12 protein-coding genes are annotated in these 18,882 nt (G+C 60.6%); 4 read left to right on the forward strand and 8 right to left on the reverse strand.

Annotation, left to right across the window (positions count from 1 at the left end; all coding sequences use genetic code 11):
- Nucleotides 1–90 precede the first annotated feature (90 nt).
- Nucleotides 91–525, forward strand: a complete 435-nt coding sequence (locus AR539_RS18280) for a helicase associated domain-containing protein (RefSeq protein ID WP_231728674.1) — start codon at nucleotides 91–93, stop codon at nucleotides 523–525.
- Between the two features lie 489 nt (nucleotides 526–1,014).
- On the opposite strand, the gene AR539_RS18285 is transcribed toward AR539_RS18280, so the two are convergent.
- From AR539_RS18285 to AR539_RS19185, 5 genes are all read right to left on the reverse strand, one after another.
- Complete coding sequence (locus AR539_RS18285; protein WP_082699472.1) at nucleotides 1,015–4,107, reverse strand: Z1 domain-containing protein; 3,093 nt, start codon at nucleotides 4,105–4,107, stop codon at nucleotides 1,015–1,017.
- On the reverse strand, nucleotides 4,107–4,964 hold the full coding sequence (locus AR539_RS18290; RefSeq protein ID WP_066440234.1) for a PD-(D/E)XK motif protein: 858 nt from the start codon (nucleotides 4,962–4,964) through the stop codon (nucleotides 4,107–4,109). The genes AR539_RS18285 and AR539_RS18290 overlap by 1 nt, the downstream gene beginning before the upstream one ends.
- Nucleotides 4,965–5,108: 144 nt before the next feature.
- Nucleotides 5,109–6,671, reverse strand: coding sequence for an ATP-binding protein (locus AR539_RS19180; RefSeq protein WP_082699474.1), 1,563 nt, complete (start codon nucleotides 6,669–6,671; stop codon nucleotides 5,109–5,111).
- A gap of 2 nt (nucleotides 6,672–6,673) precedes the next feature.
- Nucleotides 6,674–9,964 (reverse strand): sacsin N-terminal ATP-binding-like domain-containing protein, encoded by a 3,291-nt coding sequence (locus tag AR539_RS18300; protein ID WP_157361087.1) that lies wholly within the window; start codon nucleotides 9,962–9,964, stop codon nucleotides 6,674–6,676.
- Between the two features lie 158 nt (nucleotides 9,965–10,122).
- Nucleotides 10,123–11,226 (reverse strand): DNA cytosine methyltransferase, encoded by a 1,104-nt coding sequence (locus AR539_RS19185; protein ID WP_082699475.1) that lies wholly within the window; start codon nucleotides 11,224–11,226, stop codon nucleotides 10,123–10,125.
- A 198-nt stretch (nucleotides 11,227–11,424) separates the two neighbouring features.
- On the opposite strand from AR539_RS19185, the gene AR539_RS19940 reads away from it, so the two are divergent.
- Nucleotides 11,425–11,973 (forward strand): substrate-binding domain-containing protein, encoded by a 549-nt coding sequence (locus tag AR539_RS19940; protein WP_082699476.1) that lies wholly within the window; start codon nucleotides 11,425–11,427, stop codon nucleotides 11,971–11,973.
- Between the two features lie 220 nt (nucleotides 11,974–12,193).
- Here AR539_RS19940 and AR539_RS18315 read toward each other — a convergent pair whose 3' ends face one another.
- Both AR539_RS18315 and hisC read right to left on the reverse strand, forming a co-directional pair.
- Entirely contained in the window at nucleotides 12,194–13,606 is a 1,413-nt protein-coding gene (locus AR539_RS18315; protein ID WP_066440245.1) for an amino acid permease, read from the reverse strand.
- A gap of 55 nt (nucleotides 13,607–13,661) precedes the next feature.
- The gene (hisC, locus tag AR539_RS18320; protein WP_066440247.1) at nucleotides 13,662–14,759 is read right to left on the reverse strand and encodes a histidinol-phosphate transaminase; all 1,098 of its coding nucleotides are present in this window, start codon (nucleotides 14,757–14,759) and stop codon (nucleotides 13,662–13,664) included.
- Nucleotides 14,760–14,852: 93 nt separating this feature from the next.
- Between hisC and AR539_RS18325 the strand changes: the two genes are divergently transcribed.
- Both AR539_RS18325 and AR539_RS18330 read left to right on the forward strand, forming a co-directional pair.
- Nucleotides 14,853–15,356 carry an Lrp/AsnC family transcriptional regulator gene (locus AR539_RS18325; protein WP_066440249.1) on the forward strand — a complete coding sequence of 168 codons (504 nt, stop codon included), beginning with the start codon at nucleotides 14,853–14,855 and terminating at the stop codon, nucleotides 15,354–15,356.
- 120 nt (nucleotides 15,357–15,476) lie between these two features.
- Nucleotides 15,477–17,150 (forward strand): thiamine pyrophosphate-binding protein, encoded by a 1,674-nt coding sequence (locus AR539_RS18330; RefSeq protein WP_066440250.1) that lies wholly within the window; start codon nucleotides 15,477–15,479, stop codon nucleotides 17,148–17,150.
- Between the two features lie 42 nt (nucleotides 17,151–17,192).
- Here AR539_RS18330 and AR539_RS18335 read toward each other — a convergent pair whose 3' ends face one another.
- A complete protein-coding gene (locus AR539_RS18335; protein ID WP_066440253.1) occupies nucleotides 17,193–17,468 on the reverse strand; it encodes a hypothetical protein in 276 nt (91 codons plus the stop codon).
- Between the last annotated feature and the right edge of the window lie 1,414 nt (nucleotides 17,469–18,882).

Raw genomic sequence — 18,882 nt, forward strand, 5'->3', positions numbered from 1 at the left:
ATCGCACGCCGCCAGAACCCGGAACTCGAGGCAGCACATCTGGCCTCCTTGAGTACCCAGAGCCGCCCCTCTCCTGCGAGCATCGCCCGAATGGAAGAGATCATTGAATGGGTTAGGGCGAAGGGCCGACTACCACGTGACCGCTCCGAGGACAAGGGTGAACGGTCGATGGCCCGGTGGCTCTCTGATCGTCGGAGCGAAGCAGCCGAGGGTGCCTTGGAGCCAGCGTACCGTGACGGTCTGGCTCAGGTGCCAGGGTGGCTGGGAAACCGCAGAGAAGCCCAGGACGAGGCCAGGTGGAATGACCGTTTGGCCCAGCTCGTCGTCTACCGGGGGGAAGGCAACGACTGGCCCCGCCACCGCAAGACCGACTCGGACCGTGAACACACCCTCGGTGTATGGATCCACACCCAGCGATACAAACGGCGCCGCGGCGACCTCGACCCTGCGAAGGTCGAACTCTTGGACGCCGCCGTTCCCGGATGGCAGGCCGGGAGGACCCGGGGCCGCCCTCCCAGCCGATGACCCGTCGACGCGCCTCCCAAACGTGCCACCGGGAAGGACCCACGCCGGTAGTACCCTTGACTTGTTCTCCTAGTGATCTACGGCGCCGTCTTGGACCATCGCTGACAATCACCCAGCGCCGCGCGGGCCTGCGTTGCGGCTGGCGAGGCGAGAAGTTGGAACGGGTCACATCCCCGGCCGCCGCCGATCTCATACACGGTAGGGACAACGCTCCCCACACGAACTTGCCGAGGATGCCGGCAGGGTCGAATACGCCATCCACGACGAGTGGAAAGCAGATATTGGCCGCGCCGTCGGCATTACCCGGCAGTCCGCACAGGAACGCTGGGCAGCCAAGCTCTGAACCTAAGCTCAACCCCACAGTGGGTGGCCCTAGTACAAGCTGTCATACCGGTCCGGAATCAAACTGCCATAGCCAGACCACGGGCGACGGTCAAGCCAGGCTCAGGAAAGCGCCGAGTTAGCTGTTTGCGTTGTCTGTTCTGGTGCCTATGGAACCTCGATTGTAAGTGCGTCAGGGCGGTCAGGAGCTCGTACGCTGAAACCTGCCTTTCCCTTCGGTGCAGCGGCGTGGGGAAGGGCCCACGAGAAGAGCGTCGCTATGTCCGCCGGATCGACTACGTCGGCAGGCAGAGATGTGGGTTCCGAGAATGCGGCTCCTCCGCTCCACTGATCGGCGGCGAGGGTAAGTATGATGGTCCCCGTTGTGCGGGAAGAGGGATCGTTCGGCTCCTTCTCCTTTGTGAATTGGTCTTCAAGGGGTTGTCGTGTCCATCGGGACGATCCAGAAAAGTCTCCGCGTTCTCGTCTGTTTCGTTCAATGATAGGGAACCGGGTGGCTCCCATCTCATCGAGATCAATCATCCTGATGACCGGATCTCTTGAAGGAATTGGCATGACAACTTTGAAGTCTGTGATGGTTCCCTTGCTGATCGCTTCTTTGACGAATTGAATGTCCGCGTCTGCAAGACCTGGTTTGCTCCACTCAAATAGAGATAGTGCGTCGATAACGACCTGTGCCGGCACAAGACCTGTTTGGGCTTCGTAGGAAGAGCGTTTCTTGGTGGCCGTTGTGTACTGGAACGTTTCCAAGTCGGTGAGGCGCTTGAGCACGGGCGCCATTGCCGTCAGATTTTCGCGGTTCTTGCTTTGATTCGGTTCCCGGGGAGGTAGATAGAAGAAGTCCTTGAAGCGGTCACCCTTGGCGTATTGGACGATCTGGGCGTTGTACATGCGACTGCGTGCGGTTGGTCTAAGCCAAGGCAAGCTCTGTGATACGAGCGGCGGAATATCGATGGGGCGTACCTGCGGCTGTCCGTTTTCATCCAGTTCAGCGAACTGTTCGAGCTGATCGCGAAACTCTTCCTCGTCGGCGATCATCGATTCAAAGGCTTCATAAAGATCGTATGGCTTAGGGTTCCTGGCCGATGCCGGAACATTTCGTCCGATGTATAGCCGCACCAGATCCCGGTAGCCAGGTCGGTACCCGAACCAGCGGCCCATCTGCATCAGGGTGTCCGCTGCTAGTGCCCTTCGTGAGTACCAGGTCACTGTAAGGCCTTCAATGGTGTAGCCACGGGAGAGCTTTGCCCCGCCTACAAGCATTTTCCACACGGGACCCTTCTGGAAGTCGGCCCCAGCCTGGGTGTATTCGCTGTCTTTGTCACCGTTTACGACTGCGATTGGGCGGATGCCGTCCTCGACACGTTTCACGACTTCGGGTAGGTATACCGCGACGTCATCGAAGGAAGAAGGGATCGGGTGGGTCCGTGGATCGGGAAGTTCAGAGTCGGTCCTCTGCGTCAGCTCTTGCATGACCACGGAGAAGTCGTCGGCCCACAGTTCTGCCATGCGATCGTAACCGTCGAAGCCCAGATAATCTGACCGCTTCCATAGCTTGTGGATTTCGTCCGCGAGAGCATTGTGCTCGACTTGCCTGACGGATTCATGGAAGAGCATCGTATGGTGCTTGAAGTCGCCCTTGCTGCCTCTGGCTTGGCGCCACAGCTTGATCGCTCCGGAGAGAACAAAGGAATCCATGGCTCTTTGCATCTCACGCTGCCTGAGCTCAAGAGTGTTGGGAGTTGAGGAAATGTTCCTTACATAGGCTGCCTGGTTACTCGTTGCAGCCGTCTTGGTCTCGTCCGGCGCAAGGAGAAGATGACGATCGTGGAACGAGCGCCCTCCCATGTAGGCATCGGGCGGAGTCAGGCTGAAAATGAAGTCCTTGGGGTAGATGTCATCGACGTCGGAGGCGTCAATGAAGACGTTAGCGAACGGAGTCGCCGTGTATCCCACATACTGGGCGCGTGGCAAGATCCCTAAGAGTTCGGACAAGAGTTTGTTGATCGCTGTCCGCTCGCGCGTCTGCTTATTTTCTTCGTCCTGTTCTTCTTTGGTGAGCTTCACAGGGGGTTTCTTGGTGTTTATTCCGGCCTGATCTGCCTCATCGTCGACAATCAGCGCGGGATAGTCCTGGGTATTGCCCCGAATCTGTTTGAGGTCTTTGATGAGCTTGCGTAGGACTGCTGCATTCTTCTTAATCACAACAAGCCGGACAGGGGTATCCCACAGGTTGTCCGGGTGGTAAATCTTCTGTTGGTTACGTATGTTCGATTTGTAGTCGAGAGTACTGAGCCCGGCTCTGAGTGACCTATAGTCGTCGGTGCTTTTCGTAAGGCGGATAATATGGGGGACCCCCGGAACGCTCTCCGGGTCGTAGCCGAACTTTACGAACTTGTCGCCTGCTAACCAGTCTGCATCCTGGTTCGCTATGTAGTCGATGTTTTCTCGGGCAAGAGCTTCGTCTGAAAGGTCAATTCCACCGACAATGTTTTCGAAGCCAACGAGTTCCTTGTCGAGGCGCCGTTGGGTCTGGCTTCGAAGAAGCTCAAGGGTTCCGGTCAATACGATGATGAGCCGGTAGCCTGCATCGATCGCTTTGGCCACGGTGCCGGTAAAGTTGGCCGTCTTCCCACTTTGGACATGCCCTACGACAAGACCTTTGGTCTGATAGGTTTCGTCCCACGTGGGGTCTGCGAACCGGCTAACGATTTCTGTGGTTGATTCGTCCAACGCCACTATTGCATCAGGATCGAAGCCGCGGCGTTTGAGTATCCCTTGGTAGACGTCCCAGTAGTGGCTGCGCGTCCGCCTCTCCGATGAGTACCACGGCCATCGGCCGTCGTCCGTGAGGTTCGCGACGATCGTGCCGGCTTTGATAATCGGATAGAAAGAGTTGATGGCGGCAAATTCGTGCTCCGAAAAGCCTAGTTTCCCGAGCACGTAGGCGCGTCGTTCCGGGCCTTTCGGATGGGTAGCGTGTCTGGGCGCCTCGCTGAGCCACTGTGCATCTGTCGTCTGGTCCCATCTGGACAATGCCAAACGGAATTCGACCTGGGCGGGATCGTTCGGATCCCCTTCCCGAGTCAGGAGATCGGTCAGCTCCGAAGGTGCGATCGTCTCGACGCCGTCTTCCTCGAGGGAGAAGTTGACACGGTTGAGGAGTAACTTCGGGCCCTTCTCGGCAATCATCGCGATGGCACTCGTGATTGCGTCGTTTCTGGTTTCTGTAATGGGCATCAGGACCTCCGAAGTCGCGAATTCGCGTAGGACGCAAACCCGTTCAGTGCGTCTGGGACCGGAGCCGGCTGTAGGTGTGAGACATCGGCCCGATAAGAAATTTCTGATAGATGCTCGTAGTTGGGGATCGTCTGCTGTAGAACAGAATTCTGCAGCGAGGGGAAGTGTTCATCTACGGGATAAAAAGCTGGGCGGGAACGGAGTACGTACCTGGTGCGGTATGACTCCACGTCGGCCGACCTCCATCCGAGTCTGGCCAGGTATTCATTGAATGGCAGCGTATGCGGGCCAAGGAGGTCTTGAATTTTGTATACCAGCCCCGCCAGGCTGAATGCATTATCTGCAACGCCGGCCGCAGTGAGCTGAATGGAGAGAAACAAGAGAGAACGGTTCTCGGAAGGTTCAAGCTGGGTGGCTGATCCAATACGGTGTGTTCGTCGTTCCGATTTCGTCGTCTTGACTTCCAGGTCGAAGGTGTCGAACGAGAAATCGTGTTGTTCCGATTGCGGCCCCAGCCACGATGTTATGGCCGAGACCGGGTCGACACTGCAGAGATACGTCAGCAGCAGCAGCTCTCCTAAGAGTCCGGTCTGCTTCTCGGAGCTCAGTAGCCTGCGGCTTTGGATGAGCAACTCGTATTCTTTGAGGCTGAGGGAGATTGCACTGGAAAAGAAGTGGCCCTGCTGCAGTTCCTCAACGATCTTGGCTATGAACGAGTACGCAGCGTAGTGCATTCCACCGGCGGCGAGCCTCAGTACGAAGCAGTCCTGATCCGGGTCGGTCGCGTAGTCAACTTCAATGTTCTCGAACGGACTGAGATCGGGGTTCGAACCGTCACTCGGAACGCGGAGTTCCAAGCTTTCGGTCGCGGGTTCGATGTGAAGCTCGCATCGAGGAGCTTGCGAAAGCAGATGCACAACAGTATTTGGTGACCTGAAATACCGTTCTATGGTTTCGGGTTCAAGTCTACGAACCTCGCCGGATGAATCTGGGGCCATATGCTAGGCACCGCCGTTCTTCTCGTGTGCCTGGTCTTTTTGAACGTTCGGCTGGATGAAATCTTCGGCAAAGGCCGTCAACAGCACGTCGTTGAGGATGCGATGCCTGTCCTCCCGTACGACGTTCCACCGTTGTTCAACTTTGAAGTCGCTTTCGAGGAGGAAGTAAAGGAAGGCCTTGAGCAATTGGCCGTCTCGGTTGCTCAAGCGGCCTCCTGATCCATAGATCCTTCGGACGAGCTCTACGTTGACGTCGATTCGTCGTGCTGTCCGATCAGCCCGAAACAGTTCTGTGGATGGGAGGGTAACGAAGCGCAGATCGATGGGATCGAAGTCAGCAAAATCCTGGAGGTCAGTGAGGCGGGAAAGGACTGCGGGGTTCAACCCAACGGCCGGCTCAACCAGCCGTATCTCTTGACGCTTGGTCTTTTTGGACTCCTTGTGGGCTCTCTGAAGGTCAGTAAAGTATGAATCCAGATTGGATGATGAAGGACCCGGTGTATGGGCCCGCGCCATTGCGCGGGTGAAGTCCTCGGAGTATACGGGCGTAACCTTCTCCGCGTTGAGTGCTATGTAGTGCTCGTTTGCCGCATCAAGGTCGATTTTGATTCGGCCGAGTCCCAACTCTTTCTTGGGGAGACGGAGACCTGCCCAGTTTTTCCCGCCCGACAGAAGCCTGCCCCGTCGATACAAGTAGATTCCCTGCCTCGCTTCTCCCGGTTCCCCGTATAAATCGAAAGCTGCCGAGTTCAGACGAGGAGGAAATAGGTGCGCCTCGATCGTGCATGATGCTCCGTCTGGAAGGTCGACGACAAAGTTCCGCGGGTAGCCGTCCTGCTGCAAGGAGCCCTCGAAGGGGTCGATGGGATCAACTTGGAGGGGAGGGAGGGCTCTGCTTCGCTCAACGTCGAATGTGTCTATGTCCATTTTCACGGTGCCCAGGCGCAGTTGCCGATGAAAGGTAATACCCAAGTGCTCGCGAATAGAGCGAAGCTTGGCTGATCTCCATTCGGTGAGTTCCCCTTGGTTGGACGTGTGTATTACGTCCTTCAGGCCTCGCCACTCCACCAAGGTGCCACTTGGTAGTTCCATGCCAGCAACGCCGTCAAGTCGCTCATTTGCGGCTCCTGGCTCCATTACTCCGACGCTGAAGTCCTGACTTACTGTTTGATCCATCCGGCGTCCGACTGCAGGTCCCCATTTTTGGCGAGAATAGATCTCGAAGGAGGTGGCCTGAGATAGAGAGGCCGCCTTAAGGCCGAGCCCAAAATGCCCAAGATCTTCAGCCCCATACTCACGCCGCGCTCCGAAGGTCATCGCCTGTTTTAGCCCCTCAGCAGTCATGCCTCGCCCGTTATCAATGATTTGGAGCCCAAGTATGGTGGTGCTGCGCTGCACCAAACGGATCCGGATGTGGCTGGCCGTGGCATCAATGGAGTTATCAACGAGGTCTGCCAAGGCACTCGTGAGGTTGTGGTGCACTCCGATAGCCGCAATGGTTGAGGGGTCCGGCAAAACGGTTTCAGTAGACCATTGTCGTTCGTCGAGTTCGTATGTGGGTTGCATTTTTAGTCCTCAAACCTAGCTTGACCACCGAGCTTCGACACATTTTCTGTGACCTTGCTGACTGCCTCATTTGTGATGCCTTGGGAGACATCGACCTCGAAGTTGAGCCGGAGGTCGAAAACATTCGCATCAGGGGTGTCCAGGTAACGAAGAACCGCTCGTTCGATTAGCGTCATCTGTTCGCTGAGGTTCCTGGTTGCGTCAATCGGGATGAATCCGCTGGCATGTGTCTTGAGGTGTTCAGGCTCCGGGGCCGGCTCGGGATCAGCTCCCGGAAGCGTGCGTTCTACCTTGGCCAGCCGCCTTATCTCTGCTTCGACATCGGCGGAGCGACGGGAGCTGCCAGCATCCTGGAGAAGGGCGGTGAGTAGCCTTCTGCTAGACAAGGAGGAGGCGTAGTAGAAGTTCGAGCCGTCACGGAACGTCTCGTGATGTTCCACATCTTGCTCTTCGTTATAGCTGTTTGAACGGACAGTGCTTAGGGACAGACACGGGATGCACTTGGTGCTGCGCCTAATTTTCGACTCGATCTGGTGAAGGAAGGGATACAGGGAGTTGATTGTCTCAGTGTCCGATTCTTCATCTTTCACATGTTCGAAGGCGCTAAAAAACTCCACTTTGACTTTCTGGAGTTTCCATTGCTCGGAGAGGGGTTCGGTCAGTTCCGGGTTCCCGGTATAAAGTGCCGCGACTTTGGCGGACTGTAAAAGGAACTGATAGGTGTCGTCATCTTCGGCAACAGCTATGAACTCTGCAGGGTATCGCGTAGTGGTGCCGTCTGTCTGCTGGACTAATAGTTCCGTGGGTCGACGAACGCCAAGTTTTGCCAGGAGTCCGTACAGTTCATGAACGCGCCCGCATGGAAGTTTATGCTCGGCCAACGGCAGCGCGTAACCCCAGTTGACCTTGTCCACGGAGTCTGGAAGCTCTAACTTTTCGGCGTGGGATGGCCCGGGGTAGGGAAGGAACCCCACCGGAATCCCCTCAACGGCACCAGCACAGTACTTCACGTCCACCAAGTCGAGCCGGGTTTGCAGGACACCATAGTTCCGCACCCACCACATATCCGGCCCATCAATGATTTGCGCGCTCTTGTAGGTGCTGCTGAACTCAACTTTTGTCTTGTATTGAGTGTCAGAGAGGATCCTCTGAGTGACTTTTTCCCGAGTGCGCATGGATGCCTTGCACAGGAGGTGAAGGTCCGAGGTGGCCAGTACCGGGCTGAAGCGAAGGGATGCTTCCGACACTGGAACAGGTGAAGTTCTTGATTCAGCAGAAATTCTTGCAGCTTCCGAGGACTTCCACAGGTCATAGGATGGCCCACTTTTCACTGTGGCGGGCTCCGCTAACGTGCTCTTGACTTCTAGGCTTTTCAGGAGGTTGAGGTCTTGGCGATGAAAGAGCTCGTCAACGAGAAGGTGTTCGTCGCCGATGCTGTTAGCGGGGATGAGACCATTGGGCAGCCAGACTTCGGCGGTCGGACGCCACCGGCCGTCCTTTGACCTAACGCGGAGCTTGCCGATATCAAGGCGGTCTCCAATAATGGCAAGCATTTCCGGAACTGGCAGGGCACGAGAAAGCCGCCAAAGAGATTCGGCTGCACTTTCGTCGTCGTAGTCCTTTGCGACTTGGCGGGCGATGCGGTCAACTTTTCCTCTGTCATCAAGGGCCTGGAAGTCCAGCGCCTTGAGAAGGGTGCTGACGTCACCGTGATGCAGCAACTCGTAAGAGACGAGGTTATCTCCCTCGTCCTCTTCGTCTATTGGGAGGAACACTTTTGAAGTGATCGGCGGCCGGGCACTGCCATCCTGCATGAGCACGATGCGACTCCGGCGCATGGCGGCCCGATGGTCCGGGTAACGCTTGTCGATCTCGACCGCCATCCGAAGAGCATTTTCGAAATCGTCCAGACGGCGGCCGTGAGTGATCTCTTCAAGCCACAGTTCAACCGGGGCTCTTCCCTTGTTCGCAAGACCCAGGAGACGTCGCACCATAAGTCGCCGCTCCTTCGTCGTGGAAGCTGAACGATGCAACCACGGCCGATCAAGCCCAACCCAGCTATCCCACATCTCCTCAAGGCGAGTGGCTTCATCCATATCTGGCGGGAATAAGAGATCCGAAATGAGCTGAAGCTCCCCGGCCCTGTCGGGCAGGCATCGGACCGCCGATAGCGCGGTGAAGATGGGTTCATTGATGACAGAGTCGGCCCACGAAGGGGCTTCCCGCCCACGTGCGGGCAATAAGTCCAGGAAACCGGCAGGGTCAGCGTCGTCGCGGAAAGACGTCAACGCTCCAGCAACCATCATCGGGACGGCTTTCTGCAGAATTTCCTTGTTATACAGCGTGTGAAGCATGCTGTGGCGGTCTTCGTTCATCTTGAAGGCCGCGTTCACAATTCCTCTTAGGGAGGTCGTGTGACTTGTTGGGAAGTAGTTCCAGAATGAACCACGTTGACGGCGGGGGTTGCCCTTGATGGGTACTGCCCAGGTGACGTCCACTGTTTCCCGGGCGGCTATCGATCCTGCCTCGACGGCCGCTGAGGGGCTGACGTGGTGCTTGTAGCGGAAGATCCGCCATTCCTCCTGCACGTCATCGTTTTCGAGGAAAACGTCGGAGCCATCGCGGTGTGCACACCAGGCAGTAAGAGATCCTTCTATTCTGTTGTCGAACTCAAGGAGGCCTACGTTTTGGGAAAATAGCAAAAACTCGTGAGGAAACTTCCGCATCTCCTCGCTTAACCACGCTGCTTGCTGAACCAAGGGGAGCTTCACGACCGTAGTGGCCCAGGACATGAGTTCGCCAAGAACGGGATCCGCGCTGGCAGCAGCGACAGGATTAACCGGTGTGGCGATTCGCATGACTGGATACGAATCCAACCCCGGCCGCAACGGTTCAAGGAGTTCGGTGCTGTGCTGGCGGTCCCACCTGACAGAACCGGTCTTACTGAAAATCTGCGGGGCGTCCGAAATCTGAATGACGGACTTGAATCCAAGGCCGAACCGCCCGATCTGGTCATCCCTCTTCTCGGAGGAATGCGAGAGCATCAGGGTGCGGTATCCCGCCTCCGTAAACGGTGATCCCTGGTTGGCGCAGTACAACGTTCCGTCAGTCAGCACGATACGTATTCGTCCGTTTGGAAGATCGACGGCATCTGCCGCGTTCTGAATCAGCTCATTCAGCTGCTTGCGACCATATCCGCTCTGGGTGATGGCTTGTTCAATATTGCTGTGCTCACGAATCAAGTCTGGGCGTGCTTTATACGCGTTCAACGCTTGAAGTGTCTCGTCTGCCACGAAGCGACTCAGATCACTGTCCGTGTCCGCCCAATAGTCGTATGGCAAGATGCTCCCCCACAGGATCGGTGTATGTCAGAAAACCACGTTGTTGTAAGACAGTTCTATCAGGCTGGAGGGCCTAGCCAAGCCGGTAACACCAAGCCTGGCTGTTGAGCTTATACGGGCAGCTTGCCGGAAACGACGACCTCGGCATGAAATTGGGCGGCAATCAGGTTCGCTAGGTGACTTGCAAGCTGCACCGGCACTGCGTTACCGATCTGGCGAGCTATGGAAGTCTTCGATCCTGCCCACTTGTAGTCATCTGGAAAGCCCTGGAGCCTTGCTGCCTCGTAGTGCGTAATTGCGCGGTGCACGCTCGGGTTTGGGTGAAGATACCTGCCCTTCTCGGGCTTGAAGAATTCTGTTCGAATGGTCACTGAAGGACGGTCATTGCGAAGTCGTCCCATCACATCACCTGAACCGCTCGTATGATTCTTCCAACAGTTAGCTAGCAAGTCCGTGGGGATGTTGAACCTGTTCCCACCAACGGGAATTTGTCTAAACCTGTCGAGTGAAAGCTGCGTATAGTTCCTAGTGACGTGCAGCTCCTGAGTACTATACGGTCCCGGAATTCGCTGCCCATTGTACTCGAAGGAGACCTTCGGGAAGGTAGTCTCGACCACGTGGGCCTCAATAGTGGCAAAAGCTTCTCCGACGGTTCGATGGCAGCCGATGTAGGCGCCTTCGGGTTCGGGCACCTCTGGAAGCTCCCTCAAACGACCAATCACGATACTCCGTACACGCGACTGATAGGCCCCAAAGTCTGCGGCGTTTAGCAGGTACGGCTGAAGAACATAGTCCTCCAGAGGTTTCCCCGGTCGAGTCCAGCGTTCAAATTCTTCATACTGATCGGACTTCAGGAATTGTCGGACATTCTCGACAACAAAGTACTTTGGCTGCGCCGCTAATATGGTTTCCGCATATTTCCGCCAAAGAAAATTTCGCTCATCCAATACGTCTTGCTTGCCCAAGGCCGAAAACCCTTGGCAAGGAGGTCCGCCGATGATCACATCAGCTTCAGGCACCAGCCCTTCCTCAAGCCAATCCTCGATTTTGCCCGCGTACACGCGCTCAGCCTGGTGATTCAGTGCATAGGTGGCAGCGGCATGCTGGTCGTGTTCAACTGCGACAACGGTCTTAAACTTGCCGGTGGACTCGAACCCTTCCGTCATCCCGCCTGCGCCCGCAAAAAGATCAATGAGTCGTAGTGGTTTGGCCATGCCTAGGATTCTAGCCGGCCCCAGGCAGTAACCCGTAATAGGCCGAGGATTCGCAGGGCGAGTCGCAAATGTTTGAGCACCTGAGTCTCCAATGCCGCCAGCTTGGCCCAGCGTCGCAAGCCGCGGTGGGTTCGGCCAACGGTCCCCGTTCCGACTTCTCGGCCCTTCCATCGGCTGCCAACTCAGTAGCTGCCCGTCATGAAGGCACTACTCCGCGAGTGTCAGGAAAAGGGCAGCCCGCAACGGCCAGGATCCCCACGACTCGCGGCGTCAAAAGCCCTTTCGAAGGCTCCAAGACAAACACGTTGCCGGACGCTGCAGGGACACCACCTTCGGGCGCCAACGGTCTCTATCGAAACTTCAGAAAGCACTGCTGCCGCCGTCGGCAGCTTCTTCTACGAAAGCGGCGCCGCAGGCGTCGACGAGCTGCTGCAGCAAGATCCGGGCCTGACCGCGATGTTCGCGGTCAGCGATGAGGTGGGTGCCGCCGTCGTCAACGAACTGCAGCGCCGCGGCCTGCGGGTGCCGGAGGAAGTCTCCGTCCCCGGCTTCGACAACACTTCCACCCTCCCACCACGTGAACCCGCCGCCGATCACCATGGCGCAGCCGCTGGAGGAGGTGGGGCGGATGGCCGTGAAAAGCTGATCCCTCCCGCGACCTCGGGCCCAAGATCATGCCGCACACACTGGTCGAGCGCGTCTCCGCCGCGCCGCCCCGTCCGACACCGGCGACCTCCCGGCACCTGACACCACGCTGCTCATCACGTGATGTTCCATCACATGGCCCTCGCCCTCGGCCGGCGCTCAAGCCCTTGCAGCGGCGCCTAGCCATCGACGCAAGCGTCACCCAGCCGGTTTGATGCTCAACAAGGCCAACCCGGCACCCCAAGACCGAAGGGCGCACCCGGTCAGACCGGACGCGCCCTCAGCTTGCGCCGAACCCGCGAGGCGGGTCGGCGTCCCCTAGTTAGTCGATCAGCGCAGGCTCCTTGGCAGGTTCGGAGGAGCCCACAACCGGCGCAGCCTTACGCTTCCGCTGGTTCAGCCAGCACCCCACCGCCAGCAGCGCCACCAGCGTGAACGTGCTCAGCAGCTGGGGACGGGAATCCTCGCCGATAAAGCCCACCGTGAAAATCGCCGCGAGGATCACCAGGCCAAACACCGTGAGCGCCGGGAAGCCGGGCATCCGCAGGGGAAGCTCCGTGCCCTCGCGGTCGGCGCGGAGGCGCAAGGCGAGCTGGGCCAGGAGTGCGGAGGTCCACACCAGCAGGCAGGTGGAACCCACGATGTTGAGCAGGACAGGAAGGACCATTTCCGGGAAGGCCAGTTCCAGTACCACCGTGACCACACCGAAGGCGACGCTGGCCAGGACGGCAACCACTGGAACCCGGGCCTTGGACACTGAGGCAAGCAGGCGCGGCGCTTCGCCGCGCTCCGCGAGGGAGTACGCCATCCGGGACGCGCCGTACAGGTTGGCGTTCAGTGCCGAGAGCAGCGCGGCGACGGCCACCAGGGTGATGGCGGTGGCGGCACCGGGCATGCCGGCGGCGTCCAGCACCGCGGCGAACGGGCTCTTCAGCCCGTCCGATCCCACGGGGACCACGGCCGCGATGATGAAGATGGCACCGATGTAGAACACCAGGATCCGCCACAGCACCGTCCGGACTGCCTTCTTCACGCTGCGGGCCGGCTCAGCCGTCTCGGCAGCAGCCACGGACACAATCTCGGTGCCGCCGAACGCAAAGGCCACCACGAACAGCGCCGTGGCAATGCCGGCGAAGCCGCTGGGCGCGAAGCCCTCCCCCATGAAGTTGGACAGGCCCGGCGACTGCACGCCCGGCAGCCAGCCGAAGAGCAGCGCGAAGCCCACCAGCAGGAACCCGACGATCGCCGCCACCTTGAGCAGAGCGAACCAGAACTCGAACTCGCCGAAGTTCTTCACGCTGGTCAGGTTCACGGCCGTCAGCACCACAATGAAAACGAAGGCCATCAGCCATACCGGCAGGGCCGGGAAGATGGTGGCCAGCAGGCCGGCGGCGCCGAGCGCCTCGGCCGCGATGACCACCACCAGCTGGATCCACCACAGCCAGCCGACAGTGGCGCCGGCCACCGGCCCGTAGGCCTTGGCGGTGTAGACGGAGAAGGCGCCGCTGTCCGGGTTGGCGGCGGCCATCTCGCCCAGCGCCCACATCACCAGGATGATCAGCGTGCCGGCCACGAGGTAGGAGATCAGCACCGCCGGGCCGGCCGCCGGCCTGCCGGCGCCGGAGCCGATGAACAGGCCCGCGCCAATCGCGCTGCCCAGGCCCATCATGGTCAGCTGCCTGGGTTTAAGGGCCGCGCCGAGCGCGCGGGCAGACGTCTTTGTCTGTTGTTCCATGGGGATTCCTCTGGTTGTAGGCGGAACGGAGATAAGGGTTTGTGTCAGTAAGTAGTCAGCCCGCGTGGGCTGCCAGGAGCCGGAGCACGCGGTCGTTGGCGGCGGGGTCGGCCACGGTGATCCGCACGCCGTCGCCCTGGTACCCGCGCACCAGAATGTCGGCGCGATCGAACGCCTCCACCAGCACCTCCCGGAGGGTGTCATCCGCGCGGATCCACAGGAAATTGCCCTGGCTTGGCTGCAGCTTCCAGCCCTGCGCCTCCAGCTCCGCGGCCATCCGGGCGCGCTCCTGCTTGACGGCGGCCACCCGCGCTTCCATCTCATCCCCGGCATCCAGCGACGCGATCGCGGCTTTCTGGGCCAACGCGCTCACAGCAAACGGAAGGGCCGTGCGGCGCAGCCCCTCGGCGATGGCCGGCGCCGCCACGGCGTAGCCCACGCGCAGGCCGGCCAGCCCGTAGGCCTTCGAGAAGGTGCGCAGGATACAGACGTTCGGGTACCGGCGGTAGAGCGACAGGGAATCGGGGCCGCTGCCCGCCTCGGCGTACTCCACGTAGGCCTCGTCCACCACCACCAGGATGTCGGAACGGACGGACCGCAGGAAGGCCTCGATGCGCTCGTGGCTGATCGGCACGCCGGTCGGGTTGTTGGGGGTGCAGAGCAGGATCACCTTGGTGCGGTCCGTGACGGCCGCGGCCATGGCCTCCAGGTCGTGGCCCTCGGCGTCGTCCAGCGGGATGCGGACCGGCCGCGCGCCGGCCAGCTCAACAAGGATCGGGTACGCCTCAAAGGAGCGCCACGCGAAGATCACTTCATCGCCGGCGTCGCACAGTCCGGTGATGATCTGCTGGAGGACCCCCACACTGCCGGGTCCCACCGCCACCTCCCCGGCGGTGACGCCCAGGTGCCGTGCCAGCCTTTCGCGGAGTTCGACGGCGGCACTGTCCGGGTAGCGGTTCATGGTGCCGGCCGCTTCGCTCACCGCAGCGGAGGCCGCCGGCAGCGGGGCGTAGTGGCTTTCGTTGCTGGCGAGAGCGGCAATATCCAGGCCGGCACTCCGCCGTCCCGGGACGTAGGACGGAAGCCCGGCCACGGCGCCACGCAGGGTGGGAAGTGCTGTGTCCGGGGTGGTCAGGAGCTGATCAGAGGTCATGAGGACTGATCATGATTGTGACCCGCCACACAATGCAAGATAACCTTAATCCATTGGGACTTCTGCTCAACTTCTACTGTCTGCGGTGAAAATATGACCAACCCACAGCCTCGCACCTTAGATTCCCTCGACGGCAGGATCATCCTGGCCATGGACAAGGATCCCGAAGCCAGCGCCCTGGCACTCTCGCGGACGCTCAACGTCGCACGGAACACCGTCCATGCCCGGTTGGCGCGGCTGGAGCGCAGCGGGGCCCTCCGGTCTTTCAGCCGCAGGCTGGACCCCGCCGCGCTGGGCTATGAGCTCATGGCCTTCCTGTCCCTGTCCATCAGCCAGACGCGGACCGGGGCCGTGGAGGACGGGCTCGCCGCGATCCCGGAGGTCATCGAGGTTCACGCCACCACCGGAGACGCCGACCTCATGGCCAAGGTGGTGGCCCGCAGCACGGCCGACCTCTACCGCATCACCAACCAGATCCTGGAAATCGACGGCATCCAGCGGACCAGCACCGCCATTTCCGTGCTGGAACTCCTGCCCCCGCGCTACGACGGCCTGCTGGCCCGGCTCTCGGAGCAGGAGTCGCGCCCGGCCGACTAAGGCCGCATGCGCACCGCTCCCAGTGGGCAGATTTTCACCCGCGATGACCTTTGACTGCCAAAAGTCCCAGCCAAAAGCAGTGCTCTTGCCGATTCGTGACCCAGCCCACAAGCTTTCGGTATGACTTCCCTCACCGTCTCGGGCCGCGTCGCACAGGTTCTCAGCAATCACCTCACCGAGCTCTTCGGCGTCATGGGCAACGGCAACGTCCACTTCCTGGACGCCGCCGAGCAGCTGGGCCTGCGCTTCTCCGCCGTCCGGCACGAGGGCGCCGCCATCGCCGCAGCCGACGCCTACTACCGGACGTCAGGACGCCTCGCCGCGGGCACCACCACCTACGGCCCCGGCTACACCAACGCGCTCACCGCCCTGGCCGAGGCCGTGCAGGCGCAGATCCCCGTCGTGCTGGTCACCGGGGACGCCCCCACCAGCGGCGCCCGACCCCAGGACGTGGACCAGGCAGCCATCGCGGCCGGCCTGGGCGCGGCCACCTTCACCGTCACCCGCGACGCCGCGGGTTCCATCACGCAGCAGGCGGTGGAGTACGCACTCACCAAGCGCACCGCCGTCGTGGTTGCCATCCCCTACGACCTCGCCGCACTCCCGGCGGCCGATGAAGAGCTTCCGGCGGCCCTGGCGCCGGCCGGAAGTGACGACGTCGACGGCGGCCTGGAGCAGGCAGCCCGCCTGCTCGCCGGGGCGAAGAGGCCGCTGATCCTCGCCGGCCGCGGCGCACACCTCGCCGGCGCCGGCCGGGAGCTCCGGAAGCTCGCCGACCGCCTGGGCGCGCTGACCGCCGGAACCGCGCTGGCGCTCAACCTCCTCGAGGGCGACGGCTACCTCGGCGTCGCGGGCGGCTTCGGCACTGACACCGCGGCCGGGCTCATGGGCGAGGCCGACGTCATCCTGGTGGCGGGGGCGAGCCTGAGCCCCTTCACCATGCGGTTCGGACACCTGCTGGGCCCCGACAGCACGGTCATCCAGATCGACGCCGCCCTGCAGCCGACGCACCCCCGGGTGGACACGTTCGTCAGCGGGGACGTGAAGTCCGCCGCGGAACGCATCCTTGCGCTTTTGGATGACCCGGCAGCGCCGGCCGCAAGCCCAACAGACGCCTGGCGCGCGGAAGCCCGCAAACGCCTGGCCGAGGGACCGGCCCACCACCCCGGCTCGGCGGAGACGCCGGACGGCCGGCTGGACCCGCGCTCCCTCGCCAAGGCACTGGACGCGGTGCTGCCGGAGCGCCGCACGGTTGTCCAGGACGGAGGGCACTTCGTCGGCTGGGCACCCATGTACTGGCACATCCCTAGGCCGCAGGACCTGGTCATGGTGGGGACCGCCTACCAGACCATCGGGCTGGGCCTTGCCAGCGCCGTCGGGGCAGCCCGCGCGGTGGAGGACGGCCGCACCCTGGTGCTGGCCTCCGGCGACGGCGGTTTCCTGATGGGCCTGTCCGACCTCGAATCGCTGATCGGCGCCGCCAGCAGCGCCGTCGTGGTGATCTACAACGACGCCGCCTACGGCGCCGAAATCCACCAGTACGGGTCCCAGGGCCTCACCGAAAAGCCCATGCTGATCCCCGAGGTGGACTTCAGCGGCGTCGCCCGGGCGCTGGGTGCCGAAGCGGCCATCATCCGCTCGCTGGAGGACCTTTCCGCGCTCACCGACTGGATCGATGCCGGCGCCAGGGGAACCTTCGTGGCCGACTGCCGGATCACCTCCAGCGTCCGCGCCCCGTGGCTGACCGAGTGGATGGCGGCCTCGCAGGCCGCGAAGGCAACCGTCGCCGGCTGACGGAATTCACAGGTCAGCGGGCGGCGGCGACGGGACGGTCTCCTACGCCGCTGGCCGGGTAGGCAGTTGGTTTCCTTCGAAGCTGGCACGGCTGAATCTCGAAACCGCCAACGTCAAGTCAGTCCTCTTCACCACGGGCAACCAAATGGACTTCAGCTTTCGGTCCGCGAGTTCCGCGGTGCTCCTGGCGGCGGCGAGGAACCCGAAGAGGACGGGCTGGTGGAGGAAGCGGATCGTCCCGGCGTCGCCGCCGGTCAGCACGCCACAGCCCGCGAGGGCTAGCGAAAACTCTTCCAGAAGGTCCCTGCGGTCTGTCACGAGAGGGCAGGATTCATCATTGAGCCGGATCCGCCGGTAGTTGGGCTCTGTTTGGAACTGCCCGGACGAACTGCAGGGCCACTAACTGGAGAGGCCCTCGAGTCGTCGAATTACTATCCCCGGCGTCCTACATTCAGTGAGATCTGCCGCTTCCCTGTGAAATGTGCAACGTGTCCCTTTCAAACGCGGTGTGAAATGTCCACCTAGACGTGCGAGTCCCAATTCAACCCACGCAGGGCCGCGTGACGAGTCGAAACCGCTGTTGGCAGTCCCACTTCCGACCTCGATGCGACGCGACATCTCCGACAACGGTGTGCATGTCAGTAGTTCCAACCCACGGTGTGCAACGTCACGTGACAAAACCACGGTGTACCAGCCCCACTTCGAAACCACTGGGCGCAACGTAATGCATCCAAACCACGATGACTAATGTTCTGTTCATAAATGAAAGTGAGCAATATACACCCGATTGTCTATCGTGTATATACCTTTGGACAATAAAACTTGTTAACGATTTGATAACGCCTATGGCCAGGGGCTGGCTCTTGGCGACAAGACCGCGAAGAATCATCAGGGCCGGCACCTGGTGGAGGCAACTCGAGTACCCTTCCACCGACTCCGGGGTACAGCCGCCCTCTTGTGGGCTCACCCCTACACCAACCCATTCAACATGCGCGCTACAGGCGCTCATGTTGGCCCCCTGCCCCCTATGGACCGGCAAGGCAAGACAGAAGGTGAGTAATAAGACATGAAGACAGGAACATGTTCGTACGGCGGTGACGCCTGCGGCCCGCAAGCGAAGCTAATCGGTGGTGTCTGTCGGAAGCACTACCGTCGCATGCAGAAGCACGGTTCATACGAACGCCCCGAACTGCCATCGGCATGCGAAGAAGCAGGCTGTCCCGTAACTCGAGAAACTGATCCCAGCGGCCAATTCAAAGCTGGCAGGTGCAACCGTCACTACCTTCGCCACGTCCGCATGGCGAAGGACAAAGCGATGGGGGTAGACCTCGAAACTAAAGTCTGCCCGGAGTGTCACGGCAGCATGGCACGTGCCGTCAGAAGAAACTCCAAGTACTGCAGCGTGGAATGCCGGACGGCGGTTGCCGAACGAGCAACACGGGAAGCTGAAGCAAAGAGCGCCACGGCGGCCGCCCCGAAGACATGTCCCGTGGGCGGCAACGAATGCGGACCTCAGGTGCGCCTATACGGCGGCCTTTGCAGCAAGCATTACTACCGCATGGCGAAATGGGGATCGTATGAACTAGCGGATCCCGTCTGCGAAGAACCTAATTGTGAAATCTCCCGATCCACTGATCCGAGCGGAGCATTCAAATCCAGCCGATGCAATATGCACTACCTTCGGAGGAGGCGGGCGGTAGAACGTGTCGCAACACTGGGTCAGCGGATTTGC

The organism is Arthrobacter sp. EPSL27 (genome assembly GCF_001512305.1).
Lineage (GTDB): Bacteria > Actinomycetota > Actinomycetes > Actinomycetales > Micrococcaceae > Arthrobacter.

Bases quoted from the DNA above. Each gene is read 5' to 3' on its own strand.
- AR539_RS18315 (WP_066440245.1), bottom strand. From the start codon at position 13,606: ATGGAACAACAGACAAAGACGTCTGCCCGCGCGCTCGGCGCGGCCCTT.
- AR539_RS19180 (WP_082699474.1), bottom strand. From the start codon at position 6,671: ATGCAACCCACATACGAACTCGACGAACGACAATGGTCTACTGAAACC.
- AR539_RS18330 (WP_066440250.1), top strand. From the start codon at position 15,477: ATGACTTCCCTCACCGTCTCGGGCCGCGTCGCACAGGTTCTCAGCAAT.
- hisC (WP_066440247.1), bottom strand. From the start codon at position 14,759: ATGACCTCTGATCAGCTCCTGACCACCCCGGACACAGCACTTCCCACC.
- AR539_RS19185 (WP_082699475.1), bottom strand. From the start codon at position 11,226: ATGGCCAAACCACTACGACTCATTGATCTTTTTGCGGGCGCAGGCGGG.
- AR539_RS19940 (WP_082699476.1), top strand. From the start codon at position 11,425: ATGAAGGCACTACTCCGCGAGTGTCAGGAAAAGGGCAGCCCGCAACGG.
- AR539_RS18285 (WP_082699472.1), bottom strand. From the start codon at position 4,107: ATGCCCATTACAGAAACCAGAAACGACGCAATCACGAGTGCCATCGCG.
- AR539_RS18280 (WP_231728674.1), top strand. From the start codon at position 91: ATGGAAGAGATCATTGAATGGGTTAGGGCGAAGGGCCGACTACCACGT.
- AR539_RS18325 (WP_066440249.1), top strand. From the start codon at position 14,853: ATGACCAACCCACAGCCTCGCACCTTAGATTCCCTCGACGGCAGGATC.